Source organism: Citrobacter sp. KH_055_1, assembly GCF_057838705.1.
Map to the genome: position 1 here is coordinate 4,583,613 of NZ_CM174473.1, position 16,669 is coordinate 4,600,281.

Sequence of the window (16,669 nt, forward strand, 5' to 3'; positions counted from 1 at the left end):
TTGCGGTCCCGTCCGCAAAGAAAAATAACAACCACTTCCCTCGCGATCGCGATACACCTACGCGAAGGGAACGTGACAATGTCGAAACAAGGAGCGAACCATGCAGGTCAGCAGAAGGCAGTTCTTTAAGATCTGCGCTGGCGGTATGGCAGGCACCACGGCAGCGGCACTGGGTTTTGCACCCGGCGTAGCGCTAGCGGAAACACGGCAATATAAACTGCTGCGTACCCGCGAAACCCGTAACACCTGCACTTACTGTTCCGTTGGCTGTGGACTGTTAATGTACAGTCTCGGTGACGGTGCGAAAAACGCCAAAGCATCCATCTTCCATATCGAGGGCGATCCGGACCATCCGGTGAACCGTGGCGCACTGTGCCCGAAAGGGGCTGGTCTGGTGGATTTCATCCACTCCGAAAGCCGGCTGAAATTCCCGGAATACCGTGCACCAGGCTCCGATAAGTGGCAACAAATTAGCTGGGATGAGGCATTTGACCGCATCGCGAAGCTGATGAAAGAAGACCGCGACGCTAACTACGTTGCGCAGAACGCCGAAGGCGTCACCGTTAACCGCTGGCTTTCCACCGGGATGCTGTGTGCTTCCGCCTCCAGTAATGAAACCGGCTATTTAACGCAAAAATTCTCCCGCGCGCTGGGTATGCTCGCGGTCGACAACCAGGCGCGCGTCTGACACGGACCAACGGTAGCAAGTCTTGCTCCAACATTTGGTCGCGGTGCGATGACCAACCACTGGGTCGACATTAAAAATGCCAACCTCGTTGTGGTGATGGGCGGTAACGCCGCTGAAGCTCACCCGGTCGGATTCCGCTGGGCGATGGAAGCCAAAATTCACAACGGCGCGAAGCTGATTGTGGTCGATCCTCGCTTTACGCGAACCGCAGCGGTGGCAGATTTCTATGCACCCATTCGTTCCGGTACTGACATTGCCTTCTTGTCAGGCGTCTTGCTGTACCTGCTGAATAACGAAAAATTCAACCGCGAATATACCGAAGCCTACACCAACGCCAGTCTGATTGTGCGTGAAGATTATGGCTTCGAAGATGGCCTGTTCACCGGCTATGACGCGGACAAACGCAAGTACGATAAAACCAGTTGGAACTACGAGCTGGATGAAAAAGGCTTCGCCAAACGCGATGTTACGCTGCAACACCCGCGCTGCGTGTGGAATCTGCTGAAACAGCACGTTTCCCGCTACACGCCGGATGTTGTCGAAAACATTTGCGGTACGCCGAAGGCTGATTTCCTGAAAGTCTGCGAATACATCGCTGAAACCAGCGCCAAAGACAAAACCGCGTCGTTCTTGTACGCGCTGGGCTGGACGCAGCACTCCGTGGGCGCGCAGAACATTCGTACCATGGCGATGATCCAGCTGCTGCTCGGCAATATGGGGATGGCAGGCGGTGGCGTTAACGCCCTGCGCGGTCACTCCAATATTCAGGGTCTGACTGACTTAGGACTGCTGTCGCAGAGCCTGCCTGGTTACATGACGCTGCCAAGCGAAAAGCAAACCGACCTGCAAACTTACCTTGCGGCCAACACGCCAAAACCGTTGCTGGAAGGTCAGGTAAACTACTGGGGCAACTACCCGAAATTCTTCGTCTCGATGATGAAGGCCTTCTTTGGTGATAAAGCGACAGCGGAAAATAGCTGGGGCTTCGACTGGCTGCCGAAGTGGGATAAAGGGTACGACGTGCTGCAGTACTTCGAGATGATGAACCAGGGCAAAGTGAATGGCTACATCTGCCAGGGCTTCAACCCGGTCGCCTCATTCCCGAACAAAAACAAGGTCGTGGCTTCACTTTCAAAACTGAAGTTCCTAGTGACTATCGACCCACTCAACACCGAAACGTCCACCTTCTGGCAAAACCACGGTGAGTCGAACGATGTGGATCCGTCAAAAATCCAGACCGAAGTGTTCCGTCTGCCGTCCACCTGCTTCGCCGAAGAAAACGGCTCAATCGTTAACTCCGGACGCTGGCTGCAGTGGCACTGGAAAGGCGCGGATGCCCCAGGGATTGCCGCCACCGACGGTGAAATCCTCGCCGGTATCTTCCTGCGCATGCGCAAGATGTACGCCGAACAGGGGGGAGCGAACCCGGAACAGGTGCTGAGCATGACCTGGAACTACTCCACGCCGCATGAACCTGCTTCAGAAGAAGTGGCGATGGAGAGCAACGGTAAAGCCCTGGCTGATATCACCGACCCGGCAACCGGTGCGGTGATCGTCAAGAAAGGCCAACAGCTTAGTTCATTTGCCCAACTGCGCGATGACGGCACCACTTCCAGCGGCTGCTGGATATTTGCCGGTAGCTGGACACCGGAAGGCAACCAGATGGCGCGTCGTGATAACGCCGACCCGTCGGGCCTGGGCAATACGCTGGGCTGGGCATGGGCATGGCCGCTCAACCGCCGCATTCTGTATAACCGCGCCTCCGCTGACCCGCAGGGGAATCCGTGGGATCCAAAACGTCAGATCCTGAAATGGGATGGGGCGAAATGGAGCGGGATGGATATTCCGGACTACAGCGCCGCCGCACCGGGCAGCAACGTCGGGCCGTTTATCATGCAGCCCGAAGGGATGGGACGCCTGTTTGCTATCGATAAGATGGCGGAAGGGCCGTTCCCGGAACACTACGAGCCGTTTGAAACGCCGCTGGGCACCAACCCGCTGCACCCGAACGTTATCTCTAACCCGGCTGCCCGTATCTTTAAAGGCGATGAAGAAGCACTGGGCAAAGCGGATAAGTTCCCGTACGTCGGGACGACCTACCGTCTGACCGAGCACTTCCACTACTGGACCAAGCACGCGCTGCTAAACGCCATCGCTCAGCCGGAACAGTTTGTGGAAATTGGCGAGAAGCTGGCGAACAAGCTCGGCATCTCCCACGGCGATACCGTTAAGGTCTCTTCTAACCGCGGCTACATCAAAGCCAAAGCGGTGGTGACCAAACGTATTCGCACGCTGAAGGCCAACGGTCAGGATATCGACACCATCGGTATTCCGATCCACTGGGGCTACGAAGGTGTGGCGAAAAAAGGCTTTATCGCTAACACGTTAACGCCATTCGTCGGTGATGCGAACACGCAGACGCCGGAATTTAAGTCCTTCCTCGTGAACGTGGAAAAGGTGTAACGGAGACGACCTATGGCTTATCAATCGCAAGACATCATTCGTCGATCCGCCACTAACGGTTTCACCCCCGCACCTCAGGCGCGGGATCACCAGGAGGAAGTGGCCAAGCTCATCGACGTCACCACCTGCATCGGTTGTAAAGCCTGTCAGGTGGCCTGCTCAGAGTGGAACGATATCCGCGATGAAATCGGTAGCAACGTTGGGGTGTACGACAACCCCGCCGATTTGACCGCCAAATCCTGGACGGTGATGCGCTTCTCGGAAGTGGAACAAGACGACAAACTGGAGTGGCTGATCCGCAAGGATGGCTGCATGCACTGTGCCGATCCGGGCTGCCTGAAGGCGTGTCCGGCGGAAGGGGCAATCATTCAGTATGCCAACGGCATTGTCGACTTCCAGTCCGAGCAGTGCATTGGCTGCGGCTACTGCATTGCAGGCTGTCCGTTCGACGTGCCGCGCCTCAACCCGGAAGACAATCGCGTCTATAAATGTACGCTGTGCGTTGACCGTGTTGTGGTAGGACAAGAACCGGCCTGCGTGAAAACCTGCCCAACCGGCGCGATTCATTTCGGCACCAAAGAGTCGATGAAAACGCTGGCAGGCGAGCGCGTGGCAGAGCTGAAAACCCGTGGCTACGATAACGCCGGACTGTACGATCCGATAGGCGTTGGCGGTACGCACGTTATGTACGTACTGCATCATGCCGACAAGCCGAATCTGTACCATGGCCTGCCGGAAAACCCGGAAATCAGCGCCACCGTGAAGTTCTGGAAAGGCATCTGGAAACCCCTCGCAGCGGTCGGCTTTGCAGCGACATTTGCGGCCAGCATCTTCCACTACGTCGGCGTAGGTCCGAACCGTGCGGAAGAGGAAGAAGACAATCTGCATGAAGAAAAAGACGAGGTGCGCAAATGAAACGACGTGACACCATCGTGCGCTATACAGCGCCGGAACGCATCAACCACTGGGTCACCGCCTTCTGCTTCATGTTGGCGGCGATAAGCGGGCTGGGCTTTTTCTTCCCATCCTTCAACTGGCTGATGCAAATCATGGGCACCCCGCAGCTGGCGCGAATTCTGCACCCGTTTGTCGGCGTGATTATGTTTGCCTCGTTTATCATCATGTTTTTCCGTTACTGGCACCACAATCTAATCAATCGGGATGATATCTTTTGGGCGAAGAATATTCGTAAGATCGTCGTCAACGAGGAAGTAGGTGACACGGGACGTTATAACTTCGGCCAGAAATGCGTATTCTGGGCGGCGATTATCTTCCTGGTCCTGTTGCTGGTGAGCGGAGTGATCATCTGGCGCCCGTATTTTGCGCCTGCTTTCTCAATCCCGGTGATCCGATTCGCGTTAATGCTGCATTCATTTGCCGCAGTAGCGTTAATTGTGGTTATCATGGTGCACATTTACGCCGCCCTTTGGGTGAAAGGCACCATTACCGCGATGGTGGAAGGATGGGTCACCAGCTCATGGGCGAAGAAACATCACCCACGCTGGTACCGTGAAGTCCGCCAGAAACAGGAAAAGTCATCTGAATGAGTATTCGCATAATCCCGCAAGATGAGCTGGGTTCGAGCGAGAAACGCACGGCGGATATGATTCCGCCGTTATTGTTCCCCAGACTCAAAAATTTGTATAACCGCCGTGCTGAGCGTCTGCGCGAGCTGGCGGAAAACAACCCGTTGGGTGATTATCTGCGCTTTGCTGCGCTGATCGCTCATGCGCAGGAAGTGGTGCTGTACGACCATCCGCTGCAGATGGACCTGACCGCGCGCATCAAAGAAGCGAACGATCAGGGCAAACCGCCGCTGGATATCCACGTTCTGCCACGCGATAAGCACTGGCAAAAACTGCTGCAATCGTTAATTGCTGAGCTGAAACCAGAAATGAGCGGCCCTGCGTTAGCGGTGATCGAGAATCTGGAAAAAGCCTCCGAGCAAGAGCTGGAACTGATGGCCAGCGCGCTGTTTGCTTCTGATTTTGCGTCGGTCAGCAGTGATAAAGCGCCGTTCATCTGGGCCGCGCTGTCGCTCTACTGGGCACAAATGGCCAGCCTGATCCCCGGCAAAGCCCGAGCGGAATACGGTGAACAGCGCCAGTTCTGCCCGGTGTGCGGTTCGATGCCAGTCTCCAGCATGGTGCAAATCGGTACCACTCAGGGGCTGCGCTATCTGCACTGCAACCTGTGTGAAACCGAGTGGCACGTGGTGCGCGTGAAGTGCAGCAACTGCGAGCAAAGCCGTGATTTGAACTACTGGTCACTGGATAACGAACAGTCTGCGATTAAAGCTGAAAGCTGCGGCGACTGCGGGACTTACCTGAAGATTCTGTATCAGGAAAAAGACCCCAATGTCGAAGCCGTTGCCGACGACCTCGCCTCGCTGATGCTGGACGCGCACATGGAGCAAGAGGGCTTTGCCCGCAGCTCCATCAACCCGTTCCTGTTCCCGGGTGAAGGGGAGTAAGTCTACTCACAACCCGGTGAGCATTTCACGCTGCCGGGTTGTCCTTTAGACGCTTAATGCCTGAATAACACGTCTGGGATCGTTAGCAATAGCGAACGGGGTAGAATGAAAAACAGGGATTTGCCCCTACTCCTCTTCGTTTCCACCTTCTTCGTAGGCACCAAACGGTTTTGCGGGTAGCACAATGTAGGTGCCTTCAAACACCACACCTGCCGCGTCATCGCCAAAGACCTCTACCTGCATCTGGACACGCGCCTTACGGCCTCTCGCCAGACGGTCAAGATCGCCACTCAGCGAACCCAGATCGGCAATGGCCGTCGGCTTGCCGGTGATCGGTCTGCTGTAGCGGATATGCGCATCGGCGAGGATAATCGTTCCGCCCAAATGGCGCTCGCGCAGCATTAGCCAGATCAGCCCCCAACCGGTTAACGTAGCCAGAGAAAACAGGCTCCCGGCAAACAGGGTATGGTGCGGGTTTTGATTGCCAGTTTCGGGCATCGTGGTAATGAATTTTTGCCCGGTATACTGCTGAATACGCACGCCCATTTTCTCGCTCAGCGGAATATGTTCGTACCAGGCTTGCTGAAGCTGTCCACACCAGTCACCGCGATGAAGAATATCATCCAGCGTGGCAATGGGCTTGATCATCAAAAAGTGGCGTACCGGCGTGGTTTGCGGCGTGGTGATTTCACCCTGGCTCACAAAACCCAGCTTGGCAAAAAATTCGACCGCATCTTCACGGGCGCTACAGGTTACGCGCTTGACCCCTTCCTGACGCGCCACAGATTCCAGGGTCATCGCCATCAGCGTGCCTAAGCCCTTCTCCTGCACGGACGGGTCTACAGCCATAAAGCGTATGGAGGCTTCGTTATCCGCATTGATATACAAACGCCCTACCGCGACCAGATTGCCCTCTTCATCCACCACCATCTGGTGGTGCGCCATCGCATCCCAGGCATCCCGCTCGGAGCCTTTTGGCTGATGCAGCGGTTTACGCAACATCTCCCAGCGAAACTGGTAGTAACGCGCCAATTCTTCTTCTGTTTGCGGCACTCGAAGGTGATACATAGTTGTATTCTCTCTTGTTACCCGCGACCACGCCGGAAGCTGGTTCATACCTGTAACCAGAACGTCACGGGGCCATCATTAACCAGTGAAACCTGCATATCCGCAGCGAATCGTCCGGTTTGCGTATTCATCTCCTGTTGGCGACAGCGCTCAACAAAGTATTCATATAACGCTTCTGCACGATCGGGCGCAGCGCCCTTTGAGAAGCCCGGGCGCATGCCCCGTTCGGTATCTGCCGCCAGCGTAAACTGTGAGACCACCAGCACGCTGCCACCCGCCTGTTGTACATTCAGGTTCATCTTACCTTCGGCATCGCTAAAAATTCGATAGCCGAGCACGCGCTCGCAAAGGCGGTTCGCTTTCTGTTCGTCATCATCCCTTTCGACACCTAATAAGACTAAAAGTCCTGGGCCAATTTCACCCGTCACCTCATCCTCCACGGTGACGCTGGCACGGGTTACGCGCTGAATCAATGCAATCATATTTATTCTGCTTCTTCTTGTTCTGCGGCTTGTTTGAGTTTGCGGTATTCACCGAGAGTGACAGTTATTTCCGCGCCTAGCAAGACGATACACCACGTCCAGTATACCCAGACAAATAAAATGGGGATCACCGCCAGCACGCCGTAAATCAACTGATAAGACGGAAACATCGTGATATAGAGCGCAAATCCTTTCTTCCCAGCTTCGAACAACACCGCGGCGACAAAAGCGCCGATCACCGCATCGCGATTGGGTACGCGCGTGGTAGGTACAATGCTGTACAGCAGCCAGAATGAGAGCCAGGAGAGCACCAGCGGCAATACCCTCAGGACGTTATCAATAACGGTATTGAGATCGCTGGCCCAGCGCAGGGACAAAAGATAAGAGCTGATCGCCAGACTGGCACCCGCCAACAACGGGCCCAGCGTTAAAATCATCCAGTACACCGCAAACGAATACACTTTGGGCCGGGTGCGTTTGCTGCGCCAAATGGTATTCAGTGCGCTGTCGATGGCATACATCAGCAACAGAGCCGTCACAATCAGCCCACATGCGCCGACGGCGGTCATTTTGTTCGAGTTCGCGACAAACTGTTCGATATAGCGCTGAATAACATCGCCGGTGGCCGGAATAAAATTAGCGAATATAAAATGTCGCAGCTGAATGCTGACGTCGGAAAACATGGGAAATGCGGCGAAAAGCGCAAAAACAACGGCGATAAGCGGCACTAACGAAAGCAACGAGACGTAAGCCAGGTTGCCCGCCAGTGTCGTCATGTTGTCCTCATCAATGCGTTGCCATAATAACTTCAGCCAGGCCCGTACAGGACGCGTATGGTGCCTGGCTTTTTGATGCACGTTTTTTAGCATAACACCGTCGCGAAATAGTCAGGTATGGTCGTTTTATCAACGACCAGGATGCTGGTGATCCCTAACTGGTTAGCCCCTTCAATATTATCGGCGTTATCATCAAAAAAGACCGTATCTGCGGCAGAAAAACCTTCGGACTGCAGAACATGCTGGTAAATCCGCGCTTCGGGTTTACGCATGCCGAGTTCCTGGGAAAGATAGATATGGTCCGCAGCCTGGCGAACTTCTGGGTACTCATCCGGCCAAAATGTCGTATGCAGGCGGTTGGTATTCGACAGCACCACGACACGATGCCCCTGCTCACGCAGTTTATGCATGATGTCGATGACGTCGGGGCGTAGCGCAACAAAAACGGCCTGCCAGCCATGGGAAAACTGTTCGTAACTCAACGGCAGCGCCATGTCGTGACACAGCGCCTCGGCAAACGCCTCATCGGTTATTTCACCCCGCTCATGTTGGCGAAAAGCCTCCCCCATGGTGAAACTTTGCTTTAGCGAAGCCAGCGGGACACGGCTCAGATCGCTCCATGTGCCTAACACGCGATTGAAGTCGATATCGACAATCACATTACCCAAATCAAAGATATAGAGCATGTCCTTCTCCTTACTCGCCATGGATGAATAACTGTAGCGGGAAAGGAGAAGTTTGACTATGCGTGCGTGATGGCTTTGACGTTTCCGAGTCACCACTAGAGGGGATTACATTGCCAGAGCGTCATCCTGGGAGGGACTCACCTGCACAATTTCCACCTGCTGCGACTGGAGCAGGTTGTGCAATGCCGGACCGGGATACTCATCGGTAAACAACGCCGTCACCTGAGACACGTTACCAATCTCTACCGCTGCGGAAGCCGTGTATTTCGTATGATCGGCAGCCAGCAGAATATGCCGCGAATGGGCCATCATCGTTTTCACCACGCTGGCTTCGTTGACATCAAATTCCAGCAGCGCGCCATCGTTTTCTATCGCCCCGACGCTGGTCACCAGATAATCTGCCCGAAAATCAGCCACAAACGCGGTGGCTGAAGGGCCGATAATCCCGCTGTTGTGCGGGCGCAGCGTCCCGCCGGGCACCATCACCTCGAAGCGCGGATTGTTATACAGAATATGCGCCACCCGCAGACTGTTGGTGATAATGCGCAAATGGTTATGGTTTAACAGCGCCCGCGCCACCTGTTCAACGGTGGTACCGATGGTAATAAACACCGTTGAACCATCTGGAATATAGTCAGCCACCGCTTCTGCGATGGCTTTTTTCTCTTCCGTCCAGGAGACTTCACGCTGCTCGAACGCCGTATTAACCACGCTCGACGCTCTGCCCGCCCCACCGTGGTGACGCGTAATCAATCCCTGTTCGCTTAGTTTACGAATATCGCGACGCACGGTCTGCGTGGAAACATCCAGCAGGCTGGCTAGTTCGTCAATATTCATATAACCGCGCTCGCTAATCAGCATCAGCAGCTGATCGTGCCGCGGGTTACCGGTCAGTTCGGTAAGACTCATGAAATTTCCTCGAAAAACCATTGCCCTGGCATTTTATACAAAAAGTGACAGAAAAGATCGGGTTTGATCACAGTCAGGAATACCCGCACGTCCACCTGGCCGCGTACATTTCAGTGCCGCAACCCCGCTGGCGAACCTGACAGCGTCGTCCTGCGCGCTGCCGGAAGCCAGACTGAAGGCTAGCGCACCGTGAAACACATCCCCAGCCCCCGTCGTATCGACCACCTCCACGGCGAAGCCAGGCTGATGCTGTAACACATTATTTTTTATCCAGTCGCAGCCTTCCCCGCCTCGCGTCACATAGACATGTCCATTTGTGAGCGTTTGTGCTTTTTTCAGTCCAGCCTCAGGTTCTTCTATCCCTGTTAGACGCGCCAGACCCGGTTCTGAGAATGCCGCATGATCGCTTAACGCCACCAACTCGCTAATGTCCTGAGGCGTAACGTCACCATCCAGCACGGTGATGACGCCCGCCTGACGCGCAAGAGTAAATGCCTGCTCTGCGCCTTCGTGCCAGCGAACATCTGCCAGCACCACGTCCCACTGGGAAAAATCAATCGCATGCAACCAGTCGGCATTCGGCAGTAAGTCCGGGCTGGGGTAGTTGACGATAATCCGCTCCCCTTTCGCATCAACCATGATTGCCGATTGCGAAGAGTTTGCTTCTGTATAGCGCCGGGTGTAGCGGGTATTTACCCCCAGGGATTCAAGCTCCGCCAGCAAGCTATTTCCGGTGTCGTCATCGCCCACACGGCCAATAAAGTCCACCTGCGCGCCCAACTTCGCCGCAGCCACTGCCGCCGTTGCGGCAGGCCCTCCCCCCACTTCCGTATAGCGCTTCGCCACATATTTCCCCCCTTCAGTCGGTAAGCCTTCTACGTAATAGATGCGATCCATCACGGCAATACCTACACAAGCAATACGAATCATGGTCATTCCTCAAATGTTTTGGATGGGATCATTTTAATTTCACAAAATGTTTAAAAAGTGACGGCTGTCAATTTTTTGACCATAAATTACAAATACGATCAAAAACAGACAGAAAAGACCGATTTTAAATGACAAAAAATGACATCCACATCTCAGGAGAAGGTTATGGCAGTTATAGCATTTATCGGATTAGGTCAGATGGGTTCACCAATGGCGAGCAACTTGCTGAAGCAGGGCCATCAGCTCAGCGTCTTTGACGTTAACCCGGATGCTGTTCAGCGCTTGGTAACACAAGGCGCACAGCCTGCCAGCACGCCAGCTCAGGCCGCAAAAGACGCAGAGTTTGTCATCACCATGCTGCCAAACGGCGATCTGGTACGCGGCGTTTTATTCGGTGAACAAGGCGTTTGTGAAAGCCTTTCCCCGCAGGCGCTGATGATTGATATGTCGACCATTCATCCACTGCAAACCGACAAGCTGATTACCGATATGCGTGCCAGGGGCTTGTGCATGATGGATTGTCCGGTCGGACGCACTTCCGATCACGCGGTCGCGGGGACATTGCTGCTGCTGGCGGGTGGTACGGCAGAACAAGTCGAACGCGCTACTCCAGTGCTGATGGCGATGGGCAGCGAACTGATTAACGCAGGCGGGCCGGGCATGGGCATCCGCGTGAAGCTTATCAACAACTATATGAGCATTGCGCTGAATGCGCTGTCTGCCGAAGCCGCCGTGCTGTGCGAGGCACTCGGTCTCTCCTTCGATGTGGCCTTGAAAGTGATGAGCGGGACCCCCGCCGGAAAAGGCCACTTCACCACCTCCTGGCCTAACAAAGTGCTGAAAGGCGATCTTTCCCCGGCCTTCATGATCGAGCTGGCCCACAAAGATCTTGGTATCGCGCTGGATGTTGCCAATCAGTTGCATGTGCCGATGCCGCTGGGTGCCGCCTCCCGCGAGGTTTATAACCAGGCGCGTGCCGCCGGTCGTGGTCGTGAAGACTGGACCGCCATTCTTGAGCAGGTGCGCAACAGCGCCGGACTAACTGCCAAAGTAAAAATGTAACGACTGTATAAAGGAAAATTGAATGAACAATTACACCATCAAAGATATCACGCGCGCATCCGGCGGTTTTGCCATGCTGGCCGTCGACCAGCGTGAAGCCATGCGCTTAATGTTTGCCGCTGCGGGTGCGAAATCCCCGGTCAGCGACAGCGTGCTGACCGATTTCAAAGTGAATGCGGCAAAAATCCTTTCTCCTTATGCCTCGGCCATTCTGGTCGATCAGCAATTCTGTTACCGCCAGGTGGTGGAGCAAAACGCGGTAGCCAAAAGCTGCGCCATGATTGTTGCCGCCGATGCGTTTATTCCGGGCAACGGCATTCCTGTTGATAGCGTAGTGATTGATAAAAGTATCGATCCGCAGGCCGTTAAGCAAGACGGCGCCAAGGCGTTAAAACTGCTGGTGCTGTGGCGTAGCGATGAAGATGCCCAGCAGCGTCTGGATATGGTGAAAGAATTTAATGAGATGTGCCACTCCAGTGGCTTGCTGAGCATTATCGAACCGGTCGTACGTCCGCCGCGTCGCGGCGATAAGTTCGATCGCGAGCAGGCCATTATCGATGCCGCTAAAGAGCTGGGTGACAGCGGTGCCGATCTCTACAAAGTCGAAATGCCGCTCTACGGTAAAGGCTCTCAGCAAGAGCTTCTCACTGCATCACAGCGGCTGAATGAAAACATCAATATGCCGTGGGTCATTCTCTCCTCCGGTGTGGATGAAAAACTGTTCCCTCGCGCGGTCAGCGTGGCCATGACCGCAGGAGCATCCGGCTTCCTGGCCGGGCGCGCGGTCTGGTCATCGGTTGTGGGATTACCGGATACCGAACTGATGCTGCGCGATGTTTCTGCACCGAAGTTGCAGCGTCTGGGCGATATCGTCGATGAAATGATGGCCCGCCGCCGTTAATACGAGGATCGAAGAATGAAATGGTTTAACACCTTGAGCCACAACCGCTGGCTGGAGCAGGAAACCGACCGCATCTTTAACTTTGGCAAGAACGCGGCGGTACCGACCGGATTTGGCTGGCTGGGAAACAGTGGCCAGGTCAGAGCAGATATGGGAACGCATTTGTGGATCACCGCCCGCATGCTGCACGTCTATTCCGTTGCCGCGTCCATGGGTCGCCCCGGCGCATATCAGTTGGTCAGTCACGGGATTAACGCCCTGAACGGCGCACTGCGCGACAAACGCTACGGCGGCTGGTACGCCTGCGTCAATGACGAAGGCGTAATGGATGCCTCCAAGCAGGGCTATCAACATTTCTTTGTGTTACTCGGGGCAGCAAGCGCCGTCACTACCGGTCATCCGCAGGCCCGACAGCTGCTTGATGACGCCATCGAAGTGATTGAAAAATACTTCTGGAGTGAAGATGAGCAGATGTGCCTGGAGTCCTGGGACGAAGCCTTCAGCCAGACGGAAGATTATCGCGGCGGCAACGCCAACATGCACGCAGTTGAAGCCTTCCTGATCGTTTACGACGTCACCCACGACCGTAAATGGCTGGATCGGGCGCTGCGCATCGCGTCGGTGATTATTCACGACGTGGCCCGCAGCGGCGAGTATCGGGTCAACGAACATTTCGATTCGCAGTGGAACCCGATTCGCGATTACAACAAAGACAACCCTGCTCACCGCTTTCGCGCCTACGGCGGTACACCGGGCCACTGGATTGAGTGGGGCCGCCTGATGCTGCATCTGCATGCCGCGCTGGAAGCGCGCTTCGAAACGCCACCCGCCTGGCTGCTGGAAGATGCTAAAGGTCTGTTCCACGCCACCATCCGCGATGCCTGGGCTCCCGATGGCGCTGACGGCTTTGTTTACTCAGTGGACTGGGACGGCAAACCGATCGTCCGCGAAAGAGTGCGCTGGCCGATAGTCGAAGCCATGGGCACCGCCTACGCCCTGTATACCCTCACTGGCGAGAGCCAGTACGAAACCTGGTACCAGACGTGGTGGGATTACTGCATCACCTATCTGATGGATTACGAGACCGGCTCATGGTGGCAGGAACTGGACACCGATAACAAGGTGACCACCAAAGTCTGGGACGGCAAGCAGGATATTTATCACCTGCTGCATTGTCTGGTGATCCCACGCCTGCCACTGGCTCCGGGACTTGCTCCAGCGGTTGCTGCCGGTCTTCTGGATATCAACGCAAAATAGGTCATAAGGATAGCAGCCATGCATAGCGGCGGAAAAACCGTTCATCTTCGGGCGGGTCATTACCAGGCAAAAATCGTGACGGTTGGCGCTGGGCTGGCGGAACTGACGTACCACGGACGCCATATTGTCGTCCCACATAAGCCGGAAGAGATGCCGTTGGCACATCTGGGGAAAGTGCTTGTCCCGTGGCCTAATCGCGTGGCAAACGGCTGCTATCAGCATAACGGCAAGAGATTGCAGCTTGCCGTCAACGACCTTGCTTCGCAGAGCGCGATTCATGGCCTTTTAGCCTGGCGGGATTGGCAGATTAACCAGAAGTCGGCATCGGAAGTGTCGCTGACAATTTTTCTGCCGCCCTCATATGGCTACCCGTTTGCACTGGTATCAGAGGTAATTTACCGGCTGGATACTACCAACGGGCTGCACGTTTCTATTTGTACGCAGAATGTGGGCGAGGACACGGCGCCTTATGGTGCAGGAGCGCACCCCTATTTGACCTGCAATCTACAACACATCGACAGCTGTGAATTAACACTGCCGGCGAGCGAAGAAAGGTGTGATGAACGGGATTTCACTACGCCGCATTTACTCGCGCAAACCGTAATTGATCATACGTTTAGGCCCCTGTCACCCGACGCGGGATGGGAAGTCAGAATGACCAGCCGCTCGCAAAATATGTCCACCTTTTTACGCAGCCACCAGCCCTGGCTGCAGGTGTATACCGGCGAGAAATTAGCAAGGTGTGGCCTGGCAGTAGAACCCATGACCTGCCCGCCCGACGCCTTTAATTCTGGGATTAGCCTGATTCATCTCGCGCCCGGAGAAAAACACCAACTGAATTTTTTAATCGGCAGTGAATAACAGATTTCCGACAAATTACAGAATTACCCTATGTTTACGGAGACGATAATGAATTCGCTACAACAACGGTCAACCGCATTAGAAATCACCACGTTACAGGATGGCTTTGCGCTTATGTACCATCAGCGCCTGATTCTGCGCCATACCTCGCAAACCCCTTGTCTGTGGATCGGCGCAGGCGTTGCCGACATTGAGATGTTCCGCGGCAACTTCAGCATTAAAGACAAACTCAATGAGAAGATTGCCCTCACGGAGGCGACGGTCAACGAATCACTTGATGGCTGGCGGGTACATTTCAGCCGCGGCGGCGCCATCGCGGCCAGCCTGCACATCTCCACCGATGAACAGGGCCGACTGAAGCTGGATCTGCAAAACGACGATCTCAGCCACAATCGCATCTGGTTACGTCTGGCCGCCAATCCGAAAGATCATATCTACGGCTGCGGCGAGCAATTTTCTTACTTTGATTTACGCGGTAAACCGTTCCCGCTGTGGACCAGTGAACAAGGCGTGGGCCGCAACAAGAACAGCTATGTGACCTGGCAGGCAGACTGCAAAGAGAACGCCGGCGGCGACTATTACTGGACTTTCTTCCCACAGCCGACCTTCGTCAGCACGCAAAAGTACTACTGCCACGTTGATAACAGCTGCTACATGAATTTCGACTTTAGCGCGCCGGAATATCACGAGCTGGCGCTGTGGGAAGACAAAACCACCCTGCGCTTTGAGTGCGCCGACACGTATATCGCCCTGCTGGAAAAACTGACCGCGCTGTTAGGCCGCCAGCCGGCGCTGCCGGACTGGATTTACGACGGCGTCACGCTGGGTATTCAGGGCGGCACCGAGGTTTGCCAGAACAAACTGGACACCATGCGTAATGCGGGCGTGAAGGTGAATGGCATCTGGGCGCAGGACTGGTCCGGGATCCGTATGACCTCGTTTGGCAAACGCGTGATGTGGAACTGGAAGTGGAACAGCGACAACTATCCACAGCTGGATAGCCGCATTAAACAGTGGAAAGAAGAAGGCGTACAGTTCCTCTCGTATATCAATCCGTACGTTGCCAGCGATAAAGACCTCTGCGCGGAAGCGGCGGCTCGCGGCTATCTGGCAAAAAACGCCGCTGGCGGTGACTATCTGGTTGAGTTCGGCGAGTTCTACGGCGGCGTGGTCGATCTGACCAACCCGGAAGCCTACGACTGGTTCAAAGACGTCATCAAAAAGAACATGATTGAGCTCGGCTGTGGCGGCTGGATGGCGGATTTTGGCGAATATCTGCCGACCGATACGTATCTGCACAACGGCGTCAGCGCCGAGATCATGCATAACGCCTGGCCTGCACTGTGGGCGAAGTGTAACTACGAAGCGTTACAGGAAACCGGCAAGCTCGGCGAAATCCTGTTCTTTATGCGTGCGGGTTACACCGGTAGCCAGAAATACTCCACCATGATGTGGGCGGGTGACCAAAACGTCGACTGGAGCCTTGATGATGGCCTCGCTTCGGTCGTCCCTGCGGCGCTGTCGCTGGCGATGACCGGCCACGGCCTGCACCACAGCGATATCGGCGGCTACACAACCCTGTTTGACATGAAGCGCACGAAAGAGCTGCTGCTGCGCTGGTGCGACTTCAGCGCCTTCACGCCAATGATGCGCACCCACGAAGGCAACCGCCCGGGCGATAACTGGCAGTTCGATGGTGATGCAGAAACCATCGCCCATTTTGCCCGCATGACTACCGTGTTCACCACCCTGAAACCGTATCTCAAGCAGGCCGTCGCGCAAAACAGCGCCACCGGACTGCCGGTGATGCGCCCGCTGTTCCTGCATTATGAAGACGATGCCACCACCTACACCCTGAAATACCAGTACCTACTGGGTCAGGATCTGCTGGTTGCGCCGGTTCACGAACAGGGTAAGCGCGACTGGACGCTGTATCTGCCAGAGGACAGCTGGGTCAACGTCTGGACCGGGGAAACTTACCAAGGTGGCGAAATTACCGTTGATGCGCCTATTGGCAAACCTCCGGTCTTCTATCGCGCGAAGAGTGAGTGGGCATCACTGTTTGCAACTTTACGCAGTATCTAATCAGGCTCGCCCGCGCGGAAACACGCGG

Annotated in this window: 15 protein-coding genes; 9 read left to right on the forward strand and 6 right to left on the reverse strand. The window is 55.1% G+C overall.

Annotation, left to right across the window (positions count from 1 at the left end):
• Window positions 1–100: 100 nt before the first annotated feature.
• Genes fdnG through fdhE form a run of 4 tightly spaced genes read left to right on the forward strand, consistent with a single transcriptional unit; the run spans window position 101 to window position 5,624 of the window.
• Window positions 101–3,151 carry a formate dehydrogenase-N subunit alpha gene (fdnG, locus tag AC3ITF_RS21520; RefSeq protein ID WP_117343643.1) on the forward strand — a complete coding sequence of 1,017 codons (3,051 nt, stop codon included), beginning with the start codon at window positions 101–103 and terminating at the stop codon, window positions 3,149–3,151.
• 12 nt (window positions 3,152–3,163) lie between these two features.
• The gene (gene fdoH / locus AC3ITF_RS21525) at window positions 3,164–4,066 is read left to right on the forward strand and encodes a formate dehydrogenase O subunit beta (RefSeq protein WP_115259809.1); all 903 of its coding nucleotides are present in this window, start codon (window positions 3,164–3,166) and stop codon (window positions 4,064–4,066) included.
• Window positions 4,063–4,698, forward strand: coding sequence for a formate dehydrogenase cytochrome b556 subunit (gene fdoI, locus AC3ITF_RS21530; RefSeq protein ID WP_096758858.1), 636 nt, complete (start codon window positions 4,063–4,065; stop codon window positions 4,696–4,698). The genes fdoH and fdoI overlap by 4 nt, the downstream gene beginning before the upstream one ends.
• Window positions 4,695–5,624 carry a formate dehydrogenase accessory protein FdhE gene (gene fdhE / locus AC3ITF_RS21535; RefSeq protein WP_096758859.1) on the forward strand — a complete coding sequence of 310 codons (930 nt, stop codon included), beginning with the start codon at window positions 4,695–4,697 and terminating at the stop codon, window positions 5,622–5,624. The genes fdoI and fdhE overlap by 4 nt, the downstream gene beginning before the upstream one ends.
• 126 nt (window positions 5,625–5,750) lie before the next feature.
• Here the strand turns inward: fdhE and fabY are convergent, their stop codons facing one another.
• From fabY to AC3ITF_RS21565, 6 genes are all read right to left on the reverse strand, one after another.
• Entirely contained in the window at window positions 5,751–6,692 is a 942-nt protein-coding gene (fabY, locus tag AC3ITF_RS21540) for a fatty acid biosynthesis protein FabY (protein ID WP_153064726.1), read from the reverse strand.
• A 44-nt stretch (window positions 6,693–6,736) separates the two neighbouring features.
• Window positions 6,737–7,174, reverse strand: coding sequence for a D-aminoacyl-tRNA deacylase (dtd, locus tag AC3ITF_RS21545; RefSeq protein ID WP_096758864.1), 438 nt, complete (start codon window positions 7,172–7,174; stop codon window positions 6,737–6,739).
• Between the two features lie 2 nt (window positions 7,175–7,176).
• Window positions 7,177–8,043, reverse strand: coding sequence for a virulence factor BrkB family protein (locus tag AC3ITF_RS21550; protein ID WP_115259810.1), 867 nt, complete (start codon window positions 8,041–8,043; stop codon window positions 7,177–7,179).
• A complete protein-coding gene (yihX, locus tag AC3ITF_RS21555) occupies window positions 8,037–8,636 on the reverse strand; it encodes a glucose-1-phosphatase (RefSeq protein WP_096758866.1) in 600 nt (199 codons plus the stop codon). Before yihX ends, AC3ITF_RS21550 begins: the two co-directional genes overlap by 7 nt.
• Window positions 8,637–8,741: 105 nt before the next feature.
• A complete protein-coding gene (locus tag AC3ITF_RS21560) occupies window positions 8,742–9,545 on the reverse strand; it encodes a DeoR/GlpR family DNA-binding transcription regulator (protein ID WP_096758867.1) in 804 nt (267 codons plus the stop codon).
• A 33-nt stretch (window positions 9,546–9,578) separates the two neighbouring features.
• On the reverse strand, window positions 9,579–10,475 hold the full coding sequence (locus AC3ITF_RS21565) for a sugar kinase (protein ID WP_489176007.1): 897 nt from the start codon (window positions 10,473–10,475) through the stop codon (window positions 9,579–9,581).
• Window positions 10,476–10,640: 165 nt separating this feature from the next.
• Here AC3ITF_RS21565 and yihU point away from each other — a divergent pair, with 165 nt between their 5' ends.
• From yihU to AC3ITF_RS21590, 5 genes are read left to right on the forward strand one after another with little or no spacing between them, the layout of a single operon-like run.
• Window positions 10,641–11,537, forward strand: coding sequence for a sulfolactaldehyde 3-reductase (gene yihU, locus AC3ITF_RS21570; RefSeq protein ID WP_181490762.1), 897 nt, complete (start codon window positions 10,641–10,643; stop codon window positions 11,535–11,537).
• A 22-nt stretch (window positions 11,538–11,559) separates the two neighbouring features.
• Window positions 11,560–12,438 (forward strand): sulfofructosephosphate aldolase, encoded by an 879-nt coding sequence (yihT, locus tag AC3ITF_RS21575; RefSeq protein WP_117343640.1) that lies wholly within the window; start codon window positions 11,560–11,562, stop codon window positions 12,436–12,438.
• A gap of 15 nt (window positions 12,439–12,453) precedes the next feature.
• A complete protein-coding gene (yihS, locus tag AC3ITF_RS21580; RefSeq protein ID WP_181218425.1) occupies window positions 12,454–13,695 on the forward strand; it encodes a sulfoquinovose isomerase in 1,242 nt (413 codons plus the stop codon).
• 3 nt (window positions 13,696–13,698) lie between these two features.
• On the forward strand, window positions 13,699–14,556 hold the full coding sequence (locus AC3ITF_RS21585; protein WP_489176462.1) for an aldose-1-epimerase: 858 nt from the start codon (window positions 13,699–13,701) through the stop codon (window positions 14,554–14,556).
• Between the two features lie 48 nt (window positions 14,557–14,604).
• A complete protein-coding gene (locus AC3ITF_RS21590; RefSeq protein WP_489176008.1) occupies window positions 14,605–16,641 on the forward strand; it encodes an alpha-glucosidase in 2,037 nt (678 codons plus the stop codon).
• Window positions 16,642–16,669 lie beyond the last annotated feature (28 nt).

What these genes read in the sequence shown, in the direction of transcription:
- fabY (WP_153064726.1), bottom strand. Translation starts at nt 6,692, where the DNA reads ATGTATCACCTTCGAGTGCCGCAAACAGAAGAAGAATTGGCGCGTTAC.
- fdhE (WP_096758859.1), top strand. Translation starts at nt 4,695, where the DNA reads ATGAGTATTCGCATAATCCCGCAAGATGAGCTGGGTTCGAGCGAGAAA.
- yihX (WP_096758866.1), bottom strand. Translation starts at nt 8,636, where the DNA reads ATGCTCTATATCTTTGATTTGGGTAATGTGATTGTCGATATCGACTTC.
- yihS (WP_181218425.1), top strand. Translation starts at nt 12,454, where the DNA reads ATGAAATGGTTTAACACCTTGAGCCACAACCGCTGGCTGGAGCAGGAA.
- yihU (WP_181490762.1), top strand. Translation starts at nt 10,641, where the DNA reads ATGGCAGTTATAGCATTTATCGGATTAGGTCAGATGGGTTCACCAATG.
- AC3ITF_RS21550 (WP_115259810.1), bottom strand. Translation starts at nt 8,043, where the DNA reads ATGCTAAAAAACGTGCATCAAAAAGCCAGGCACCATACGCGTCCTGTA.
- AC3ITF_RS21565 (WP_489176007.1), bottom strand. Translation starts at nt 10,475, where the DNA reads ATGATTCGTATTGCTTGTGTAGGTATTGCCGTGATGGATCGCATCTAT.
- AC3ITF_RS21590 (WP_489176008.1), top strand. Translation starts at nt 14,605, where the DNA reads ATGAATTCGCTACAACAACGGTCAACCGCATTAGAAATCACCACGTTA.
- yihT (WP_117343640.1), top strand. Translation starts at nt 11,560, where the DNA reads ATGAACAATTACACCATCAAAGATATCACGCGCGCATCCGGCGGTTTT.
- fdoH (WP_115259809.1), top strand. Translation starts at nt 3,164, where the DNA reads ATGGCTTATCAATCGCAAGACATCATTCGTCGATCCGCCACTAACGGT.
- AC3ITF_RS21560 (WP_096758867.1), bottom strand. Translation starts at nt 9,545, where the DNA reads ATGAGTCTTACCGAACTGACCGGTAACCCGCGGCACGATCAGCTGCTG.
- dtd (WP_096758864.1), bottom strand. Translation starts at nt 7,174, where the DNA reads ATGATTGCATTGATTCAGCGCGTAACCCGTGCCAGCGTCACCGTGGAG.
- fdoI (WP_096758858.1), top strand. Translation starts at nt 4,063, where the DNA reads ATGAAACGACGTGACACCATCGTGCGCTATACAGCGCCGGAACGCATC.